The 18,453-nt window shown below is 41.8% G+C and carries 17 protein-coding genes and 4 tRNA genes; 8 read left to right on the top strand and 13 right to left on the bottom strand.

What is annotated here, in order from left to right; all coding sequences use genetic code 11:
• Positions 1 to 67: 67 nt before the first annotated feature.
• The 3 genes from rfbC (at position 68) to JZY04_RS04040 (ending at position 2,895) form a co-directional block, all read left to right on the top strand.
• On the top strand, positions 68 to 616 hold the full coding sequence (gene rfbC, locus JZY04_RS04050) for a dTDP-4-dehydrorhamnose 3,5-epimerase (RefSeq protein WP_005777775.1): 549 nt from the start codon (positions 68 to 70) through the stop codon (positions 614 to 616).
• A 23-nt stretch (positions 617 to 639) separates the two neighbouring features.
• Complete coding sequence (locus JZY04_RS04045; protein ID WP_122142105.1) at positions 640 to 1,953, top strand: UDP-glucose/GDP-mannose dehydrogenase family protein; 1,314 nt, start codon at positions 640 to 642, stop codon at positions 1,951 to 1,953.
• A gap of 138 nt (positions 1,954 to 2,091) precedes the next feature.
• On the top strand, positions 2,092 to 2,895 hold the full coding sequence (locus tag JZY04_RS04040; RefSeq protein ID WP_122142106.1) for a DUF4738 domain-containing protein: 804 nt from the start codon (positions 2,092 to 2,094) through the stop codon (positions 2,893 to 2,895).
• Positions 2,896 to 2,965: 70 nt separating this feature from the next.
• Here the strand turns inward: JZY04_RS04040 and JZY04_RS04035 are convergent, their stop codons facing one another.
• Together JZY04_RS04035 and serB are read right to left on the bottom strand one after the other, a co-directional pair.
• Positions 2,966 to 4,222, bottom strand: a complete 1,257-nt coding sequence (locus tag JZY04_RS04035) for a DEAD/DEAH box helicase (RefSeq protein WP_122142107.1) — start codon at positions 4,220 to 4,222, stop codon at positions 2,966 to 2,968.
• 80 nt (positions 4,223 to 4,302) lie between these two features.
• The gene (gene serB / locus JZY04_RS04030) at positions 4,303 to 5,526 is read right to left on the bottom strand and encodes a phosphoserine phosphatase SerB (RefSeq protein WP_122142108.1); all 1,224 of its coding nucleotides are present in this window, start codon (positions 5,524 to 5,526) and stop codon (positions 4,303 to 4,305) included.
• Between the two features lie 270 nt (positions 5,527 to 5,796).
• On the opposite strand from serB, the gene JZY04_RS04025 reads away from it, so the two are divergent.
• On the top strand, positions 5,797 to 6,306 hold the full coding sequence (locus JZY04_RS04025; RefSeq protein WP_005777789.1) for a thioredoxin family protein: 510 nt from the start codon (positions 5,797 to 5,799) through the stop codon (positions 6,304 to 6,306).
• A gap of 164 nt (positions 6,307 to 6,470) precedes the next feature.
• On the opposite strand, the gene JZY04_RS04020 is transcribed toward JZY04_RS04025, so the two are convergent.
• Genes JZY04_RS04020 through lon form a run of 3 tightly spaced genes read right to left on the bottom strand, consistent with a single transcriptional unit; the run spans position 6,471 to position 11,168 of the window.
• Positions 6,471 to 7,568: an LptF/LptG family permease gene (locus tag JZY04_RS04020; protein WP_005777794.1), complete on the bottom strand. Its 1,098-nt coding sequence runs from the start codon at positions 7,566 to 7,568 to the stop codon at positions 6,471 to 6,473.
• A gap of 4 nt (positions 7,569 to 7,572) precedes the next feature.
• The gene (tgt, locus tag JZY04_RS04015; protein ID WP_122142109.1) at positions 7,573 to 8,703 is read right to left on the bottom strand and encodes a tRNA guanosine(34) transglycosylase Tgt; all 1,131 of its coding nucleotides are present in this window, start codon (positions 8,701 to 8,703) and stop codon (positions 7,573 to 7,575) included.
• On the bottom strand, positions 8,700 to 11,168 hold the full coding sequence (gene lon / locus JZY04_RS04010) for an endopeptidase La (RefSeq protein ID WP_032530004.1): 2,469 nt from the start codon (positions 11,166 to 11,168) through the stop codon (positions 8,700 to 8,702). Before lon ends, tgt begins: the two co-directional genes overlap by 4 nt.
• 184 nt (positions 11,169 to 11,352) lie before the next feature.
• Here lon and JZY04_RS04005 point away from each other — a divergent pair, with 184 nt between their 5' ends.
• A complete protein-coding gene (locus JZY04_RS04005; protein WP_122142110.1) occupies positions 11,353 to 12,066 on the top strand; it encodes a tRNA1(Val) (adenine(37)-N6)-methyltransferase in 714 nt (237 codons plus the stop codon).
• Positions 12,067 to 12,468: 402 nt separating this feature from the next.
• On the opposite strand, the gene JZY04_RS21200 is transcribed toward JZY04_RS04005, so the two are convergent.
• From JZY04_RS21200 to JZY04_RS03980, 6 genes are all read right to left on the bottom strand, one after another.
• Positions 12,469 to 12,699 carry a hypothetical protein gene (locus JZY04_RS21200; protein ID WP_122142202.1) on the bottom strand — a complete coding sequence of 77 codons (231 nt, stop codon included), beginning with the start codon at positions 12,697 to 12,699 and terminating at the stop codon, positions 12,469 to 12,471.
• 339 nt (positions 12,700 to 13,038) lie between these two features.
• Positions 13,039 to 13,113: transfer RNA gene (locus tag JZY04_RS04000), tRNA-Pro, on the bottom strand.
• Positions 13,114 to 13,146: 33 nt separating this feature from the next.
• Positions 13,147 to 13,221, bottom strand: a tRNA-Pro gene (locus JZY04_RS03995).
• Between the two features lie 33 nt (positions 13,222 to 13,254).
• A tRNA-Pro gene (locus tag JZY04_RS03990) sits at positions 13,255 to 13,329 on the bottom strand.
• 33 nt (positions 13,330 to 13,362) lie between these two features.
• A tRNA-Pro gene (locus tag JZY04_RS03985) sits at positions 13,363 to 13,437 on the bottom strand.
• 210 nt (positions 13,438 to 13,647) lie between these two features.
• Positions 13,648 to 13,866 carry a hypothetical protein gene (locus JZY04_RS03980; RefSeq protein ID WP_122142111.1) on the bottom strand — a complete coding sequence of 73 codons (219 nt, stop codon included), beginning with the start codon at positions 13,864 to 13,866 and terminating at the stop codon, positions 13,648 to 13,650.
• A gap of 184 nt (positions 13,867 to 14,050) precedes the next feature.
• On the opposite strand from JZY04_RS03980, the gene JZY04_RS03975 reads away from it, so the two are divergent.
• From JZY04_RS03975 to JZY04_RS03965, 3 genes are all read left to right on the top strand, one after another.
• Complete coding sequence (locus tag JZY04_RS03975; protein WP_122142113.1) at positions 14,051 to 15,001, top strand: fimbrillin family protein; 951 nt, start codon at positions 14,051 to 14,053, stop codon at positions 14,999 to 15,001.
• Positions 15,002 to 15,009: 8 nt separating this feature from the next.
• On the top strand, positions 15,010 to 15,351 hold the full coding sequence (locus JZY04_RS03970; protein WP_005777808.1) for a DUF1622 domain-containing protein: 342 nt from the start codon (positions 15,010 to 15,012) through the stop codon (positions 15,349 to 15,351).
• A 68-nt stretch (positions 15,352 to 15,419) separates the two neighbouring features.
• Entirely contained in the window at positions 15,420 to 15,593 is a 174-nt protein-coding gene (locus JZY04_RS03965) for a hypothetical protein (RefSeq protein WP_005777810.1), read from the top strand.
• 6 nt (positions 15,594 to 15,599) lie between these two features.
• On the opposite strand, the gene JZY04_RS03960 is transcribed toward JZY04_RS03965, so the two are convergent.
• Positions 15,600 to 16,877, bottom strand: a complete 1,278-nt coding sequence (locus tag JZY04_RS03960) for a PAS domain-containing sensor histidine kinase (protein WP_122142114.1) — start codon at positions 16,875 to 16,877, stop codon at positions 15,600 to 15,602.
• Entirely contained in the window at positions 16,874 to 18,238 is a 1,365-nt protein-coding gene (locus tag JZY04_RS03955) for a sigma-54 dependent transcriptional regulator (protein ID WP_005820276.1), read from the bottom strand. The genes JZY04_RS03960 and JZY04_RS03955 overlap by 4 nt, the downstream gene beginning before the upstream one ends.
• Positions 18,239 to 18,453 lie beyond the last annotated feature (215 nt).

Genomic DNA, 18,453 nt, shown 5'->3' with positions numbered 1-18,453 from the left:
TATCTATACCTGTCATATTAGAAAAAATGCCTACTTTTGCGCTACTTAATAATATCATCAGAAACGAATGAATTATATACAAACAGAAATAGATGGTGTGTGGATCATTGAGCCGAAGGTTTTTTCTGATCCGCGCGGATATTTCATGGAAGCATTTAAGCAGCAAGAGTTTGATGCTACTATCGGGCAGATAAATTTTATACAGGATAATGAATCCAAATCTTCATTCGGCACGTTGCGCGGACTCCATTATCAGAAAGGAGACTATTGCCAGGCTAAACTGGTACGCGTCATTAAAGGCGAAGTTTTGGATGTAGCTGTTGATTTAAGAAAATCGTCTCCCACGTTCGGAAAACATATCAGCGTATTGCTAAGTGATGACAATAAGCGCCAGCTTTTTATTCCTCGTGGTTTTGCTCATGGATTTCTGGTGAAAAGCGAAGAGGCCGTTTTTACTTATAAAGTAGATAATATATATGCTCCTCAGGCGGAAGCCTCCATAATATACAATGATCCGGCATTGGGCATCGACTGGCCTATTGCCGATTCACAACTCGTCATGTCGGAAAAAGACCGGCAGGCAGGAAATTTCCGAGCAGCAGAGTATTTTGAATAGAAACCCTCAATAATCAAAAGAATATGAAAATTGCAATTGTCGGAACCGGATACGTAGGTTTGGTCACAGGAACCTGTTTTGCAGAAATAGGTGTGGATGTCACTTGTGTTGACACGAACAACGAAAAAATAGAAGCACTTAAAAAAGGTATTATTCCCATTTATGAAAATGGGTTGGAAGAAATGGTTATCCGTAATACCAGAGCTGGAAGACTGAAGTTTACAACTTCATTGGAAAGCTGCCTGGATGATGTAGAAGTGGTGTTTTCCGCTGTTGGAACCCCTCCCGATGAAGACGGAAGTGCCGACTTGAGTTACGTACTTGCAGTAGCACGCACTATCGGACAGAACATGAAAAAATATAAACTGGTAGTTACCAAGAGTACCGTACCCGTAGGTACAGCCTGTAAAGTTCGTACTGCCATTCAGGAAGAACTGGACAAACGGGGAGCCAAAATAGAATTTGATGTGGCTTCGAATCCTGAATTCCTGAAAGAAGGTAATGCTGTTAATGATTTTATGAGTCCTGACCGTGTTGTCATTGGCGTCGAGTCGGAACGTGCAGAGAAACTAATGACCAAGCTTTACAAACCGTTTATGCTAAATAACTTTCGTGTGATATTCATGGACATTCCTTCTGCTGAGATGACTAAATATGCTGCCAACTCAATGTTAGCTACCCGGATCAGTTTCATGAACGACATTGCGAACTTGTGTGAATTGGTAGGGGCCGACGTCAATATGGTACGCAGTGGTATCGGTTCGGATACCCGTATCGGACGTAAATTCCTCTATCCGGGCATCGGTTATGGCGGATCATGTTTTCCAAAAGATGTAAAGGCTTTGATTAAAACGGCTGAACAGAATGGATATCAAATGCGGGTATTACGGGCTGTAGAGGATGTGAATGAAGCTCAAAAAAGCCTGTTATTCGATAAGTTAGTAAAACAGTTCAATGGAAACCTGAAAGGCAAAATCATTGCATTATGGGGACTGGCATTCAAACCCGAAACAGATGACATGCGTGAAGCACCTGCACTGGTATTAATTGATAAGTTGCTTAAGGCAGGATGTCACGTACGTGCTTATGATCCGGCAGCGGCAGATGAGTGTAAAAGGCGGATTGGCGACTCCATATATTATGCACGCGACATGTACGATGCCGTTTTGGATGCCGATGCGCTGATGCTGGTTACCGAATGGAAAGAATTCCGTCTGCCTTCATGGGCTGTTGTGAGAAAGACAATGTCACAACAGGTAGTCATGGACGGTCGTAACATTTATGATAAAAAAGAAATGGAGGAACAAGGCTTTATATACCACTGCATCGGTAAATAATATCCAATATCCATATCCTCAAAAAAGTAATAACGGAGCTGAAAAGTCAGGAGTTTTTTTGTAATCCCCGACTTACTTTTCAGCTCCTTTTTATATCTTTATCGATATAAATGAGTAATTTTGCACAAAATTAAACAGATGATAAAGTACATTGCAACATTGTTACTGATGGTCTTATTCGTAGCATGCAATAATGGCAAAGGACAACAGCCCTCTGAAGACAATGAAGACCCCAAAGCTAAAGAAATCCTCCAAGGCATTTGGCTTGATGATGAAACAGAAACTCCCCTGATGCGCATAATCGGAGATACTATATATTATGCCGACACTCAGAGCACTCCGGTTTACTTCAAGGTTTTAAAAGATACTCTTTATACATATGGCAAAGATATAACCCGATACCAGATTGACAAACAGAGTGAATACTCTTTTTGGTTTCATTCTCTGGCTGACAACATTGTCAAGTTGCATAAATCAGAAGATCCGAATGATACATTGGTATTCTCTCGCAAATCTGCAGAAGTTATCCCAACTTATACGGAAGTTACTAAAAAAGATAGTGTAGTAATATACGATGGTGTCCGTTACAGAGCCTACGTATACATTAATCCGTCACAAATGAAAGTAGTGAAAACAACATATTCAGACGATGGTATCAGTATGGACAACATTTACTATGATAACGTGATGCATATATGTGTGTATGAAGGCAAAAAGAGTCTATATGCCAAAGATATCACCAAACAAATGTTTGTTGATGTGATTCCTGCGGACTTTTTGCAACAAGCCATTTTGTCCGATATGAATTTTACAGGAATTGATCGCAAAGGTTATCATTACCAAGCCTTAGTTTGCATTCCGGAAAGTCCGGTATGCAATCTTGTGAATTTGACCATTAGCTTTAATGGACAATTGAATATAGCAGCTGCTAAATACAAATAAGCATCTGATTGTAAAAGATATCAAAGAGACATATTTTAGAAAAAAAGGGTAGGGGGCAGAAAGCATACGCTTATCTTCTGCCCGATCTGGGTGATGCAGAGCGTCCCCCATTACTGTTTCTTCTACCTCCATTCCGAAAGTTTCTTCCTCCTCTTCCACCACTATTATTCGAACGAGGGTTATATTGGGGTGCTTCTCCTAATTCTGGAGGTACAGGAATCTTATAAATTTCCTTCTCAAGAAAGTTCTCGATATTTTTAAAGTTTGTCTGTTCTTTTTCATTAACAAACGTAAGAGCGACTCCATCATTATTTGCACGCGCAGTACGCCCAATGCGGTGTACATAATCCTCACTGTCATGCGGTACGTCGAAATTGATGACTAAACGGATATCATCAATATCAATACCTCTGGATACGATGTCCGTAGCAACCAGAATATTAATACGTCCCGATTTGAACTCATGCATAATAAACTCACGTTGTGCCTGCTCAAGATCCGAATGCATCTCTCCGACATTCAATTTCATCATTTTCAAGGCTTTTGCAACCTCCTTTACCTTTAATTTGGAAGATGCAAAGATGATCACTCTTTCAGGAACTTCCTCCGCAAAGAGACTTCGTACAATGCCTAATTTCTGATTCTCGTAACAAACATAGGCAGCCTGAACGATTTTTTCAGCCGGTTTTGATACTGCCAGTTTGACCTCCGCCGGATTATTAAGAATAGTATTGGCCAATTGCTGTATCTTGGAGGGCATGGTAGCAGAAAACATAATGGTCTGACGTTCCTTAGGCAAGTATTTTACAATCTGCATTATATCTTCATAAAAGCCCATATCAAGCATGCGATCCGCTTCATCCAGAATAAAATAAGAAACTCGGGATAAATCAACGTAACCCAAACTCAGATGTGCAATCAAGCGTCCCGGTGTAGCTATAACCACATCAGCCCCGAGCATCAAGCCTTTCTTCTGTTGTTCGAAAAGTATTCCGTCATTTCCACCATAGACAGCTACACTTGAAACAGGCATAAAATAAGAAAATCCTTCCATTTGCTGGTCTATTTGCTGAGCCAGTTCACGAGTAGGGGACATGATCACACAGTTAATAGCATCCTCCGGGTGTCCGCCTTCGGACAATCTATTCAATATAGGCAACAAAAAGGCAGCCGTCTTTCCGGTTCCCGTTTGCGCTACTGCTATTAAATCTCTACCTTCAAGTATTACAGGAATCGCTTGTTCTTGTATGGGAGTACATTCCTCAAAACGCATAGCGTCGAGTGCTTCAAGTACATTGTCATTTAATTGTAATTCGGAAAACTTCATCGTTTCTTTTTATTTGCTCGCAAAGATAGAAAATTCACTACGTAGTACAAATTTTTCGGGTTCTTTTATTATTCCCACTCTTACATATTCAGATATGAGTCTTTAAAGCCCAGAAAATAGAGTACCCCATCAAGCCCAATTGTATTAATAGACTGCTTGGCATTGGCTACTACTTTAGGTTTTGCATGAAAGGCTATGCCAAGACCTGCAATCCCCAACATTGGCAAATCATTGGCTCCGTCACCCACGGCAATGGTTTGAGCAATATCCACTTTTTCTACCTGAGCAATCAGCCGGAGCAATTCCGCCTTACGCTTTCCGTCCACTACATCTCCCAGATAACGGCCTGTCAGTTTGCCATCGACTACTTCAAGTTCATTAGCATATACATAATCAACACCATATTTTTTCTGCAAGTATTGTCCGAAATAGGTAAAGCCTCCCGAAAGAATAGCAATTTTATAACCATATTTCTTCAGTACATACATCAGACGATCGACTCCTTCGGTAATTGGTAAACTCTCGGCAATCTCTTGCATAACAGACTCGTCCAGCCCCTTCAACAATGCAACCCGTTCGCGAAAGCTTTCCGTAAAGTCAATCTCCCCGCGCATGGCACGTTCGGTAATTGCTTTTACTTCGGCCCCTACACCTGCACGCATAGCCAGTTCGTCAATCACTTCGGTTTCTATTAAGGTAGAATCCATATCAAAACAGATTAGACGACGCATACGACGATACATATTGTCGAGCTGGAAAGAGAAGTCCATTTCAAGTTCACTGGCCAACTTCATCAATTGTCCCTGCATAGCTTCTTTATCCCGAGGGGTACCACGAACTGAAAACTCAATGCAAGCACGAGTGTGCATTTTCCTTTCGTCCAATGGAATACGTCCGGTCAGACGTTTGATAGCATCAATATTCATGTCCTGTTCAGCTAAGATACGGGTTACCGCTGCAATCTGACGAGCAGTGAGCTTACGTCCCAACAAAGTAAGAATATAACGGTTCTTACCCTGCAGATTTACCCAGCTTTCGTATTCTTCCGCAGAAATTGGATAGAAACGAATAGTCACTCCCAAAGAAGATGCTTTGAATAGTAACTCTTTCATCATAAATCCCGAAAGTTGCTCCTCAGTCATACAAAGAATACCCAACGAAAGAGTATTATGAATGTCTGCCTGACCAATATCCAAAATAGTAGCATCGTATTTTGCCAATATTTCTGTTACGGAAGCTGTGAGTCCCGGACGATCTTCACCGGTGATACGGATCAGAATTAGTTCTGTTTTTGATGGTTGCATAGCGGATTGTTCATTAAGTATCCTGCAAAAGTAGGAGAAAATTCCCAGTATTTATGCTAAATAACATAAAAAACTACACCTAAAAAGTGAGAAATTTACTTGTTTATTTGGAAGTTGAAATAATATTTACTTACCTTTGCACCCGGTTTCTGAATTAAAGGCCTTGACAGTCAACAGATTCCTCTCTGTTGTGCCTAAAAAGACGATGTTTCGGGGAGAGACCACTGTTTAGAGGACAGTCCCGGATAGTATTAACTAAAACCGAATTACATGAGGCATGTAAAATGGATTTTTGTTGTATTACTAATTAGTTCCTTGACTTCTTTCGTAGAAAAAGACAAACCCACCGGAGGTTTGAACGTGGGTGACGTAGCCCCTGATTTCAGAATCGAAACTACGTCAGATGTACAGCACAATCTTGATTTAACCGATTTGAAAGGTAAATATGTGCTGCTTAGTTTCTGGGCAAGTTATGATGCGCAGTCCCGGATGCAAAACGCAAGTTTAAGCAATGCGCTTCGATCAACTTCTCAAGATGTGGAAATGGTTTCCGTTTCGTTTGACGAGTACCAGTCGGTATTTAAAGAAACCATTCGTAAGGACCAAATAGTTACGCCCACTTGTTTCGTGGAAACTAAAGGCGAAAGCTCCGGCTTATTTAAGAAATACCGTTTGAACCGGGGTTTCACTAACTATTTATTGGATGGAAATGGTGTGATTATAGCCAAAAACATCTCTGCTGCAGAACTTTCTGCTTATGCAAACAAAATCAAAGGTTGATTTTAAGGCGTAAGAAGAGAGTGGGGGTTCCCTACAGGACTTCGGTCTTGGGAACGAGACAAAAGAGGAAATGAATACAACAAAAAATTCCGCCCGCACTTGTGATTTCACAGGAGCAGGCGGAAATTCTTATTTTTAGACCTTTCATATTCAGATGCACTCCATTATTTGGGAGCCTTTCTATATAAGTAAAATGCAATCAGTGCATATAGTAAGTTAGGGATCCACATTGCGATCACCGGAGGCATATTTCCATTCACTGCGAAAGTGGATGCTACGGTCTGGAACAGGATGTATGAGAAACTCAAACCAAGCCCGATTCCCAAATGTAACCCCATTCCCCCTTTTGTTTTTCTTGAAGAAAGAGATACTCCGATTACAGTCAGGATAAACGATGCAAATGACATGGCGATCCGCTTATGATACTCGATCTCGAACTCTTTGATATTAGCGATGCCTCTTTGGCGCTGTTTATCAATATAAGCGCTTAATTGCGGACTGGTCAGCATTTCCTGTTGATTACGCATGATCATAAAATCGGCAGGTTCCATCGGTATGATGGAGTCCAGTTTATCCCCACGGATAATTGTCTCCTTCAATCCGTCCAAATTACGAATCATATAATCCTTGATCGTCCATTTATTAACAGCTGTAGTGTCATAAGTTATACTGCGGGCGGTCAAATGAGACACCAGCTTCTTATCCACAAACTTATCCAGCGAAAAGCGGTTTCCCGTTTTGTTATAATCCTGATAATTATCAATATAAGCAATCACGCCTGTGTCGATCTCCAACTGTATGTTATGTACATAAGTAGTCTTTTTTTTCTTTACGTATTTATCTTCAAAATCCAAACGCGTCACACTTCCCCTCGGGATAACATACGATCCTAATATAAAGGTAGAGATCGCGATGATACCGGCCGATATCATATAAGGACGTAGCATGCGTTTAAAACTCATACCGGTAGAGAACATCGCGATAATCTCAGAGTTCTCGGCCAACTTTGAAGTAAAGAATATGACAGCAATAAATACGAACAACGGACTGAACAGATTTGCGAAATAAGGAATGAAGTTCATGTAGTAATCGAAGATGATAGCCGACCACGGCGCACTTCGCTCCATAAACTTATCCATTTTCTCGTTAAAGTCGAATACTACTGCAATAGAAATAATCAATGCAATAGCAAACACGTATGTCCCCAAGAATTTCTTGATGATATACAAGTCCAGGCGTTTAATAAACCGATTGCTTCTCATAAGTTTATAGTCTTGTTGACACTCTTTTCACCATCATAGGTTTCCAGGTTGAAAAGTCCCCTGCAATAATGTGCTTGCGTGCTTCTCCCACCAACCACAAATAAAACGCCAGATTATGGATAGATGCTATCTGCATGGCCAACAGTTCCTGAGCATGAAACAAATGGCGCAGATATGCTTTACTGTACAAGGTGTCCACATACGAAGCACCATCAGCCTCAATAGGAGAGAAGTCTGCTTCCCATTTTTTATTACGCATATTCATGATACCATCTTTCGTAAACAGCATTCCATTTCGCCCGTTACGGGTAGGCATTACACAGTCGAACATATCAACTCCACGTTCAATGCCCTCAAGAATATTAACCGGCGTGCCCACACCCATCAGATAACGAGGTTTGTCCTTCGGAAGTATTTCATTCACTAACTCTATCATCTCGTACATCTTGTCTACAGGCTCGCCTACAGCGAGTCCGCCTATGGCATTGCCATCTGCACCTTTAGAAGCTATATACTCTGCGGATTGTTTACGTAAATCAGGATATACGCATCCTTGCACAATTGGAAACAAAGACTGATTGTAGCCATATTTAGGTTCCGTCTCGTTGAACCGTTGAATACAACGGTCAAGCCAGCGATGCGTTAATCCCAATGACTTTTTGGCATATTCATAATCCGAATCTCCCGGCGGACACTCATCAAATGCCATCATAATGTCGGCACCGATAATACGTTCGATGTCCATTACTTTTTCGGGAGTGAAGATATGCTTACTTCCATCGATATGTGAACGGAATTCAGCTCCTTCTTCACGCAATTTACGAATTCCGGATAAAGAAAACACCTGAAAACCACCGCTATCGGTCAGCATCGGACGATCAAATCCATTGAACTTATGCAACCCACCGGCCTTCTCGAGCACGTCCAGTCCCGGACGCAAATAAAGGTGATACGTATTTCCCAGAATAATCTGAGCTTGAATATCCTCTTTCAATTCAGTCTGATGTACTCCTTTCACACTGCCGATTGTACCTACCGGCATAAATATAGGGGTTTGTATTTGCCCGTGGGCTGTCGTGATCAGACCAGCACGGGCATTACTTTTTACGTCTGTATATTGTAGTTCGAATGTCATTCCTGGCTGGCTTTCTTTACGGATAAATCAATGGCATCGGCAACCTTCTCCTGGGTCAACGCAATAGCAAAAACTTCTTTTACATCATTCACATAATGGAAAGTCAGTCCTTTCAGATATATATCCTGTATTTCGTCAATATTCTTTTTATTTTCGGCACTCATGATGATCTCTTTGATACCGGCACGTTTAGCAGCCAGAATCTTCTCTTTAATACCACCCACCGGAAGCACCTTACCACGTAAGGTAATCTCGCCAGTCATAGCCAGGTTAGCCTTTACTTTACGCTGTGTCAAAGCAGAAGCCAATGAAGTAGCCATTGTGATACCTGCCGAAGGACCGTCTTTGGGAATAGCTCCTTCGGGAACATGGACATGAATATTCCAGTTATCAAAGATTTCTTCATTCAGATTCAGAAGTGAAGCGTGTGCTTTGATATATTCAAGTGCCAACATTGCAGACTCTTTCATTACTTCACCCAAATTTCCGGTTAAAGTAAGACGACCGCCTTTGCCACGGCTCAAGCTGGTTTCGACAAACAAGATCTCACCTCCTACAGCTGTCCATGCCAAACCTGTCACCACACCGGCATAATCGTTGCCCTGATATTTATCACGTGTATATTCCGGAGCCCCCAGGAAGTCGTACAAATCAGCCGGTTTAATTTCGGTTTTGGAAAAGAAACCATCCGTAGCATATTGACGGGCGGACTTACGAAGGATCTTACCGATCTTCTTTTCCAGTTCGCGCACGCCGCTTTCACGTGTATATGATTCGATAATAGCCTCCAAGGTGTCTTTTGGAATCTTGATATCGGTTTTCTTCATACCGTTTGCTTCCAATTCTTTCGGCACTAAATGTTTCCGTGCGATCTCCACTTTTTCCTCGGTGATATAACCACTGACTTCGATTAACTCCATACGGTCGAGCAATGGTCCCGGGATAGTATTTAAATTGTTTGCCGTAGCGATAAACATCACTTTAGACAAGTCATAATCCACATCCAGAAAATTATCATGGAAAGCCGTATTCTGCTCCGGATCAAGCACTTCAAGCAAAGCAGAAGAAGGATCTCCCTGACGATCGGCACTTACTTTATCAATCTCGTCCAAAATAAACACCGGATTAGAAGATCCGGCTTTTATCAGGTTTTTGATGATACGTCCCGGCATTGCACCGATATAAGTTTTACGATGTCCGCGGATTTCCGCTTCATCGTGCACACCTCCCAATGACATACGGATATATTTCCGTTTCAATGCAGCGGCAATGGATTTACCCAATGACGTCTTACCGACTCCCGGAGGACCATATAAACAGATAATAGGAGACTTCATGTCACCTTTCAACTTCAGTACCGCCAAATGTTCCAGAATACGCTCTTTCACCTTTTCCAGACCGTAATGATCTTTATTAAGAGTCTTTTCCGCATTCTTCAGATTCAGATTGTCAGTGGTATATACTCCCCACGGAAGATTAAGCATCGTCTGCAGATAATTTAACTGCACACTGTAATCAGGTGACTGAGGATGAGTACGTTCCAGTTTAGCCAATTCTTTCAGAAAAGTCTCATGCACCTCGGAACTCCACTTCATGTGTTCTGCTTTCTGACGCATTTCCTCTATTTCTTGTTCCTGGCCTCCGCCACCCAATTCGTCCTGAATGGTTTTTATCTGCTGTTGCAGGAAATATTCACGTTGTTGCTGGTCAATATCTTCACGAGCACGCATCTGGATAGATGCTTTAATTTCGGCCAGTTGTACCTCGCGGTTCAAAATTTCAAGTAACCGATAGGTACGTTCGCGCAAAGAATCGATGCGTAACAATTCTATTTTCTCGTCCTTCTTTAATGGAAGGTTCGTGCAGATAAAATCTACCAGGAACATGTGATTCGTCAGGTTCTTGATGGCAAACGCCGATTCCTGATGTAAAGAGTCCGATGACTTAATATATCGTATTGTTAGGTCTTTGCAGGTTTCTACCAATGCCTGGAACTCCTTATCGTCTTTCGAAGGTATCTCTTCGTCGATAATGTTCACTTCTCCCTTCAGGTATGGATGTGTTTCTGTAATGTTCTTCAACTCCAGGCGTTTCATCCCTTGGATAATGACTGTTGTCGTCTGGTCAGGCATTTCAAGCACACGTACAATCTTACCTATCGTTCCGATTGGATGCAAATCTTCGAATGCCGGTTCGTCTGTTTCTGCCATTTTCTGGCAAACTACTGCAATATAGGATTTTTTCTTATCAGCTTCCCTCACTAATCTCAAAGATGATTTTCTACCTACAGAAACAGGCATAAATACTCCGGGAAACAATACCATATTACGGAGGGGGAGAACCGGAAGAGTTTCACCAACCTTAATATCAAACACTTGATCTTCATTTCCGTCAAAATCGGCAATCAATGAAAATGCGTTATCATTCTGGTCATCCATCTCTCTTAAATATCTTTCTTTCTTCATTTCGTATAAATTAGTTTATGTCATATCAGCGAGCATAAAACGTTCGCAAAGTTAATCGATTCTTCATTAAGAATAAAACATCTGTTCGATAAAAACACAAAAACAATGCCAAATAATAATACGGACGGAATGTCATATCACAATATTTACCTATTTTTGGCGAACTTAATTATTTATTAGCTAAATGAGCCAACCTTATTTTCAGTTTAAACAGTTTACCGTTTGGCACGATAAATGTGCCATGAAGGTAGGTACAGACGGCGTCCTGCTCGGGGCATGGACTCCCGTAAAATCCTCGGTCCGCATTCTCGACATTGGTACCGGCACAGGACTGGTGGCACTTATGTTAGCCCAGCGCAGTACAGCTTCCATTACAGCCCTTGAGATCGATGAAGCCGCTGCTGCCCAAGCAACAGAAAACATAAACCGCTCGCCCTGGAAAAATAGGATAGAGGTAATCCAACAAGATTTTAAACATTATAGCAGTAAAAATGGTATTTCTAAATTTGATACAATAGTTTCCAATCCTCCTTACTTTAACGCTTCATTAAAGTGTTCTGACGAACAACGTAATAAAGCCCGTCACAACGACAGCCTGACATATGAAGAATTATTAGCAGGTGTATCCGGACTACTTTCGCAAGAGGGAACATTCACTATAGTGATACCAATGGATGTCGGTGAGCAAATTAAAACACTTGCTCATAAATATGGGCTATATCCTTCACGTCAACTCTTTATCATAACCAAGCCCGGCGGAGCTCCCAAACGAACTCTAATTTCATTTAGATTCACCAAACAGACATGCGAAACAGAAGAATTACTGACTGAAACCTCCCGTCATCAATATAGTGAAAAGTATATAGAACTCACCCGGGATTTTTATCTGAAAATGTGAAAAAACTAACACAAGTTCCATCTATAAAGCCGTGCAAGCGTTCTGTCACAGATGGTATTCTTGGTATTATACGATGTACATCAACAATTACATAACCAATTCACCATTGAACCGCAAGAAACCATCAACAAGAGCACTATTACGGAGTTTGGCAATAATTCTACAAATTATTCCCTTCTTGTATCCCATTTTAGAAGAGAAAGAAGGCATTTAAGTTTATCAGTGTAAATTGCTGCATGTACGATATGCTAATTTTCAATGGGAGCTTCTCATCTTTCTGTTTCACAGGTTGGCATAAGTAGAATTATATGGATAACATTTTAAAATTTGCGTTTTTTGCAGTATTTTCATTCTTGAAGAATCATAAATCCTGGTTCTTCTTCAAATTTGGTGCTAAATTCTTTATTTCTTTATTTTCAAGTTGATAATTGTCCTTTTTGCTTGCTTCAATAAGAAAAAGTAGACACCGGCTGAATAAGATAACTCGAGTTTCGGAAATGAATTTGCGCCGTCTGAACCGGTATCTTCATCCTTATACCTTTCTTTAATTAACATTGTTAACGCCTTTTGCAAGTTGTCAGGTTCTTGTGCGCAAATAACAAGTCTTTTGCATTTAAAGAACTTGTTATTCACATCCAAAGAACAAGCTTTAACTCTGTGTTAAAACAAGCTTTTGAGAACAGAAATCTTACTTTTTAAAGATATTGATTTTCAGATGGTTTATCCTAAAATTCGCTTCTTCACCTCACGGATGGACTCTTCGGGAAAAAACCGGGATACTTGCTTTTTTGTCAACTATAAGCGAGGGCTTACACTTCCGAAAAATGAATTAGATTCCATGAGTAAAAGAAAACTTACCACCTAATTTAAAGAAGAACCTAAATCCTTTTTTTAATCCTTTTAATACCCATCTGATAAATAAAAAACACTGATAGTTAAGTTGCAAACTTAATTACCAGTGTTTTTTTATTGTCGGGGTAGCGGGATTCGAACCCACGACCCCCTGCTCCCAAAGCAGGTGCGCTAACCGGACTGCGCTACACCCCGAAAACTTTTAATAGAGAACTTCCTTTGACTTCGTCGGGGTAGCGGGATTCGAACCCACGACCCCCTGCTCCCAAAGCAGGTGCGCTAACCGGACTGCGCTACACCCCGAAAACTTTTAATAGAGAACTTCCTTTGACTTCGTCGGGGTAGCGGGATTCGAACCCACGACCCCCTGCTCCCAAAGCAGGTGCGCTAACCGGACTGCGCTACACCCCGAAAACTTTTAATAGAGAACTTCCTTTGACTTCGTCGGGGTAGCGGGATTCGAACCCACGACCCCCTGCTCCCAAAGCAGGTGCGCTAACCGGACTGCGCTACACCCCGTTCTTACAGGGAAGTTCCTTTCAAAAGCGGTGCAAAGATAGGGACTATTTTTAAATATGCAATAGTGAAAGAAGTATTTTTTCATATTTATTTTTTAACATCCTATCAGTCACATATTTGGATATATAAGAAAAATAGAAGCTATTAACCTAAAAAGTCCCGATTCCGTCAGAATCAGGACTTTTATGCTAAACACACGACAGAGACAAATTATTCAAGATCCTCTTTGATAACTTCATCTATTTCCTTGATCTTCTTTTCTCTTATCTTTTTGCTTTGGGCAGGCTTTTTTTGGGTATCATCATACACATTGTCTGCACGATCCACCATCTCTTCACTCCAGTCATCATACATGTTCGATGCCGGCTGACCGGTCAAGGTGGTATTTTCTTCTGCGATAGGTACATCCCTATTAATTACTTTAGCCATATGTTCTACGTTTTATTGTTATGCTATAATGACAATAAAACATAGAAAAAGTTCTCTCTGTTAATGAAGTTTGATACTATTAGATAGATTTTAAACGGTACTTTCCGGCAATATTTCCGAAAGCAGTGAACTAAATCCCGTTTCAAACGTATAATACAGAAACATCACTATAAAAACAAATATCATGAAATTTAGAATTCCTAAACCTATGTATTTCATTGCTTTTGCCGGTATGGCTTTGTTTATAGGCGGCTGTGCCAAAAATACCACCATTATTTATGGCAACGGAGAAGATAACCTTCCCGAAACTCCACAAAAGGAGACGACACTCGTCACTTTCAATGCTTCTGTCGAAAGCCGAAATCTGACCCGTGCCATGTCTCCTATGAAAAAAGGAATCAAAAGCACTTTGTACGCTTATCAAGAGACACAGAGTACCACCAATCAGGAAACTCTGTTTGCCGAAGGATTGTACATCACTTCCTCACCGGGGGTATTATCCGGAAAAGACGGGTATAAAATGTATCTTGCGAACGGTATCTATAATTTTTACGCCGTATCCGACAACTTCTCAACCATACCGCCTTCTTTTACCGGACAAGAGTCAGAACCTTTATTCAATGGCATCGATTATCTTTGGTGGGGTAGTACCGACCAGGATGTAAGCAGTGCACAGATCAATATTCCCATTGTATTCCAGCATGCCTGTACACAAGTTGTTGTTGAAGTTTCTGCCGGAGATGGTATTCAATTAAGCAGGCTACTATCAGCTACTATCACTCCGCCGGTTCCAGGAGCAAACATGACACTCTCCACCGGAGTTATTCCTCCCGCAACATCATATGACAAACCCGATAAAATGGGCATTAATGGATTTCTGGCGCAATATATCATGCTTCCACTGCAGACCAATGATCCGATGACACTTACGCTTGAAGTGGAAACAGATGGAAACAACAATTCGAAAACTTATAGCGTTCAGATCTCTGTCCCAAGCGGAGAGCTGAAAGCCGGAGATTCTTACTTATTCAGTGCTGTGATCAATGGCAGTTCCGTTTCTATTCCTTCCGTCAGTGTAAAGGATTGGACGGAAGTAGACGAGACAGGTAACCCGCTTTATCCATCACAAAAATAACAACTTTTATGCTTACACAATTTTTAAGTCTACTGGCTACTATTATCAGTGTCATCAGCTTGCTGATTGTCACTTATGGGGCGCTGATTGCTATCCTCTCTTTTATCCTCAATGAACTGAAGAGGATAACCGGCACCTATACCCCAACTAATATACGGAAGTTGAGAGCCGTATTCGGAACCTATTTATTATTGGGGTTAGAATTTTTGATTGCTTCGGACATCCTGAAAACTGTATTGGAGCCTACAATGAACGAACTGATTATTTTAGGCGGTATCGTTGTCGTAAGAACCATATTATCGGTATTCCTGAACAAAGAAATCAAAGAATTAGAAACAGAAAATAACTAAAATGTAATGAACCATCCATCTGTGGGGGTGTTTACATTATTATTAACTAAATAAAGGAGATCGGACTTATGAATACTGAAAAAGAGAAAACTTCATCGGAAGAACAGAAGAAGGCTGAAAAGGTACTTAAAGACAAAGTACCCGTACAGCAAACCGGAACTTACAGCGAAGCCACCAAAAAAGAAGTGCGCGATGCAGTAAAAGAACTCAATCCGGACATGAGCGGATTGGATAGGGGTTAACAGCCCCTATCTTCCCGGAAACATCAGTGTAAAACAGCTGCCTTTACTTATCTCTGAGGAAACAGTAATAGTGCCCCCATGCAGATTCATAATCTGTTTACACAAACTGAGTCCGATGCCGGACCCCGAAGGTTTCGTCGTAAAAAACGGAACGAATATTTTATCCATCACTTCCGGAAGAATCCCCTCACCGTTATCACGGACCGTCAAACTGCAGACTTTTCCGGGTATTTGTTCCAATTCCACTTCAATCTGCGGAGCAGTACTTTGTCCACAGGCTTCTTTTGCGTTTTTAATCAGATTAATCAATACCTGTTCTATCTGTGCACGATCGATGTAGAGAGTAGCACCTCTATGTGTCGCCGCAAAATGGATAAACGCATCCGGAAATAGTTTCCTCAGATCAGAAAAGAGTTCGTCTACTATCACCAACGCACAGACAGGAGTAGGAATACGGGTCAGCCGACGATAGTTTTCCACAAACCCGAGCAGTCCCTTGCTTCTCCGATGAATGGTCTGCATAGCCTGCAACATGACACCGTATTCTTTCTCGCTAAGCCGTTCGGGTATTCCACGTTCACTCAATGTTTCAGACAGAGAAATAATAGGAGTAATAGAGTTCATAATCTCATGAGTCAATACTCGTATCAATTTTTGCCAGGCCTCCATCTCGTTACGCTCCAATACCGAATGGATATTTTTCAGACTAACCAATAACCTTTCCTTGTTTTGTGCAGCAAACAGGGTGCAGGACACAGCCATTTCGACAGAAGTTCCCTGCTGCCGGATGCGTACTACTTGCGTCTCGTTCCAGGAAGCGGTAAGCCACTCCTGAGGCAATTGGGCTTCTTGCCCGACCAAAGCCACAGCCGCATGGTTCATCCATTCTACCCGGCCTGAGCGATCGGTCACCATCACAGCCGTATCTACCTTACTTAACAGATTCTCATAATATTGATGCTTTACTTCTTCCTCAAGCAGTCTGCCTCGGAACAATTTCAGCGTTTGCGAGAGTTCATCCGCCAGTTCAATCATCATCCTGCTTTTAAACGGCGGCTGAAAACTTTGCGTCATATCATTGAAGCGGATGCTATCCGTCAGTCGCCGCATCATGCCTGCCAATCTCATCTGAATGGAATAGAGGTGCACTCCTGTGGCAATCAGCAAGAGTGTCACAATCAAAGTGCTAAACCACAATTCGTAATGGAAGAGCAGATATCCTCCGATGGAGAGTACTACCAACAAAAGGATGTGCAGCACTACACTGATAGAATAGCGTTTCATAAGCCGAGTTTTTCGAGTTTACGATAAAGAGCAAAACGGGTGATTCCCAGATATTCGGCCGCCCGGGTGATATTGCCTTCGCTCAGGCGCATGGCTTTATCTACGGCTTGCCGTTCCAACTGTTCCAGATTGAGTACTTCCTCTTCTTTTTTCTGCCGTACAGAAGAGTGGAAAAGGAAATTCTCCGGCTTCAGCAGAGAGCCGTCGCCCAGAATCACAGCACGCTCTATGGTGTGTTGCAACTCGCGCACATTGCCGGGCCAGTTATATTTCAACAATTTATTCTTCGCCTCACGCGTCAGCCCATGCATATCCTTTTTATACTTGCGGGCATAACGTTCCAGAAAGAACTCGGCCAGCAAGATGACGTCATTACCACGTTCACGCAGGGGAGGAATATGGATTTCTATCGTATTGATGCGGTAAAGTAAGTCCTGACGGAAGTTTCCTTCATCCACCATTGCCCGGATATCCGCATTGGTTGCACATACCAGACGTACATCGATAGGCACCGACTGAGTGGAACCCAACCGACTGATTTGCCTCTTCTCAATCGCAGTCAGTAACTTCGATTGCATTGGAAGTGAAAGATTACCTATTTCATCCAGAAACAAAGTTCCGCCCGTAGCCACTTCCATCCGCCCGGCTTTCGCTTTCCGGGCATCGGTGAAAGCACCCTTCTCATAACCAAACAATTCACTTTCAAACAATTGTTCGGGGATGCTGCCCAGATCAATTGTCACAAAGGGCTTTCCGTAACGGGGAGAACAACGATAGAGCAAACGGGCAATCACATCCTTTCCGGTACCATTCTCGCCCAAGATCAGGATATTCGCATCCGTTTCACTCAATTTATTAATGGTAGCAAACACTTCTTGCATGGCTGCCGACTCACCGATGATCTCGTTCTCTGATCCTCCCTGTCCGCTCAATACTTCCACCTGTTCCTTCAGCATATTCACTTCGTGACGTGACTGTCGGAGTTTCATACCCGAAGACAAGGTTGCCAGAAGTTTCTCTTTCTCCCATGGCTTGGGAATAAAATCTGTTGCACCTGCCTTGATGGCCCGTACAGCTTTGTCCGTATCGGCATATGCCGTCATAAAAATCACGATTGCCTGCGGGTCAATCTTCAGAATCTGTTGCAGGCTCTCAAATCCTTCCTGCCCACTGATGGCGTCACGGCTAAAATTCATATCGAGCAGAATGATGTCCGGGCCGAAAGTAGTCATAAAATATTCAATGCGATCGGGGGTAGTAGCCACTTTAATCTTTTCGGTATAAGGTTCGAGCAAAAGATTGAGGGCAAACAATACATCTTCATTATCATCTACAATTAATATCTTTCCAAGCTGTTCCATATTATATTATGAGCTAATTTATGTTCCTTTAAAAGATAAGATATACCAGTTATACAACTCGTCATATCCGGGTTATACATCTCGTACATCTTATCTCATTATGCAATGATACCAATATAAGCCAGATACAACTGCTTACCTTTAGGCTGAGGGCAAAGATACAGATTATATTCATGCATTGTGTGTGCTAATTCGCACTATTTTTGTGCGTATAT

Origin of the sequence: Bacteroides sp. 11BF, assembly GCF_019633765.1 — a bacterium.
Classification (GTDB): Bacteria; Bacteroidota; Bacteroidia; order Bacteroidales; family Bacteroidaceae; genus Bacteroides; species Bacteroides hominis.
The sequence above is the reverse complement of the archived record's forward strand: the minus strand, read 5'-3'. Positions and strand labels throughout refer to the sequence as shown.

Bases quoted from the DNA above. Each gene is read 5' to 3' on its own strand.
- rfbC (WP_005777775.1), top strand. From the start codon at position 68: ATGAATTATATACAAACAGAAATAGATGGTGTGTGGATCATTGAGCCG.
- JZY04_RS04045 (WP_122142105.1), top strand. From the start codon at position 640: ATGAAAATTGCAATTGTCGGAACCGGATACGTAGGTTTGGTCACAGGA.
- JZY04_RS04040 (WP_122142106.1), top strand. From the start codon at position 2,092: ATGATAAAGTACATTGCAACATTGTTACTGATGGTCTTATTCGTAGCA.
- JZY04_RS04035 (WP_122142107.1), bottom strand. From the start codon at position 4,222: ATGAAGTTTTCCGAATTACAATTAAATGACAATGTACTTGAAGCACTC.
- serB (WP_122142108.1), bottom strand. From the start codon at position 5,526: ATGCAACCATCAAAAACAGAACTAATTCTGATCCGTATCACCGGTGAA.
- JZY04_RS04025 (WP_005777789.1), top strand. From the start codon at position 5,797: ATGAGGCATGTAAAATGGATTTTTGTTGTATTACTAATTAGTTCCTTG.
- JZY04_RS04020 (WP_005777794.1), bottom strand. From the start codon at position 7,568: ATGAGAAGCAATCGGTTTATTAAACGCCTGGACTTGTATATCATCAAG.
- tgt (WP_122142109.1), bottom strand. From the start codon at position 8,703: ATGACATTCGAACTACAATATACAGACGTAAAAAGTAATGCCCGTGCT.
- lon (WP_032530004.1), bottom strand. From the start codon at position 11,168: ATGAAGAAAGAAAGATATTTAAGAGAGATGGATGACCAGAATGATAAC.
- JZY04_RS04005 (WP_122142110.1), top strand. From the start codon at position 11,353: ATGAGCCAACCTTATTTTCAGTTTAAACAGTTTACCGTTTGGCACGAT.
- JZY04_RS03980 (WP_122142111.1), bottom strand. From the start codon at position 13,866: ATGGCTAAAGTAATTAATAGGGATGTACCTATCGCAGAAGAAAATACC.
- JZY04_RS03975 (WP_122142113.1), top strand. From the start codon at position 14,051: ATGAAATTTAGAATTCCTAAACCTATGTATTTCATTGCTTTTGCCGGT.
- JZY04_RS03970 (WP_005777808.1), top strand. From the start codon at position 15,010: ATGCTTACACAATTTTTAAGTCTACTGGCTACTATTATCAGTGTCATC.
- JZY04_RS03965 (WP_005777810.1), top strand. From the start codon at position 15,420: ATGAATACTGAAAAAGAGAAAACTTCATCGGAAGAACAGAAGAAGGCT.
- JZY04_RS03960 (WP_122142114.1), bottom strand. From the start codon at position 16,877: ATGAAACGCTATTCTATCAGTGTAGTGCTGCACATCCTTTTGTTGGTA.
- JZY04_RS03955 (WP_005820276.1), bottom strand. From the start codon at position 18,238: ATGGAACAGCTTGGAAAGATATTAATTGTAGATGATAATGAAGATGTA.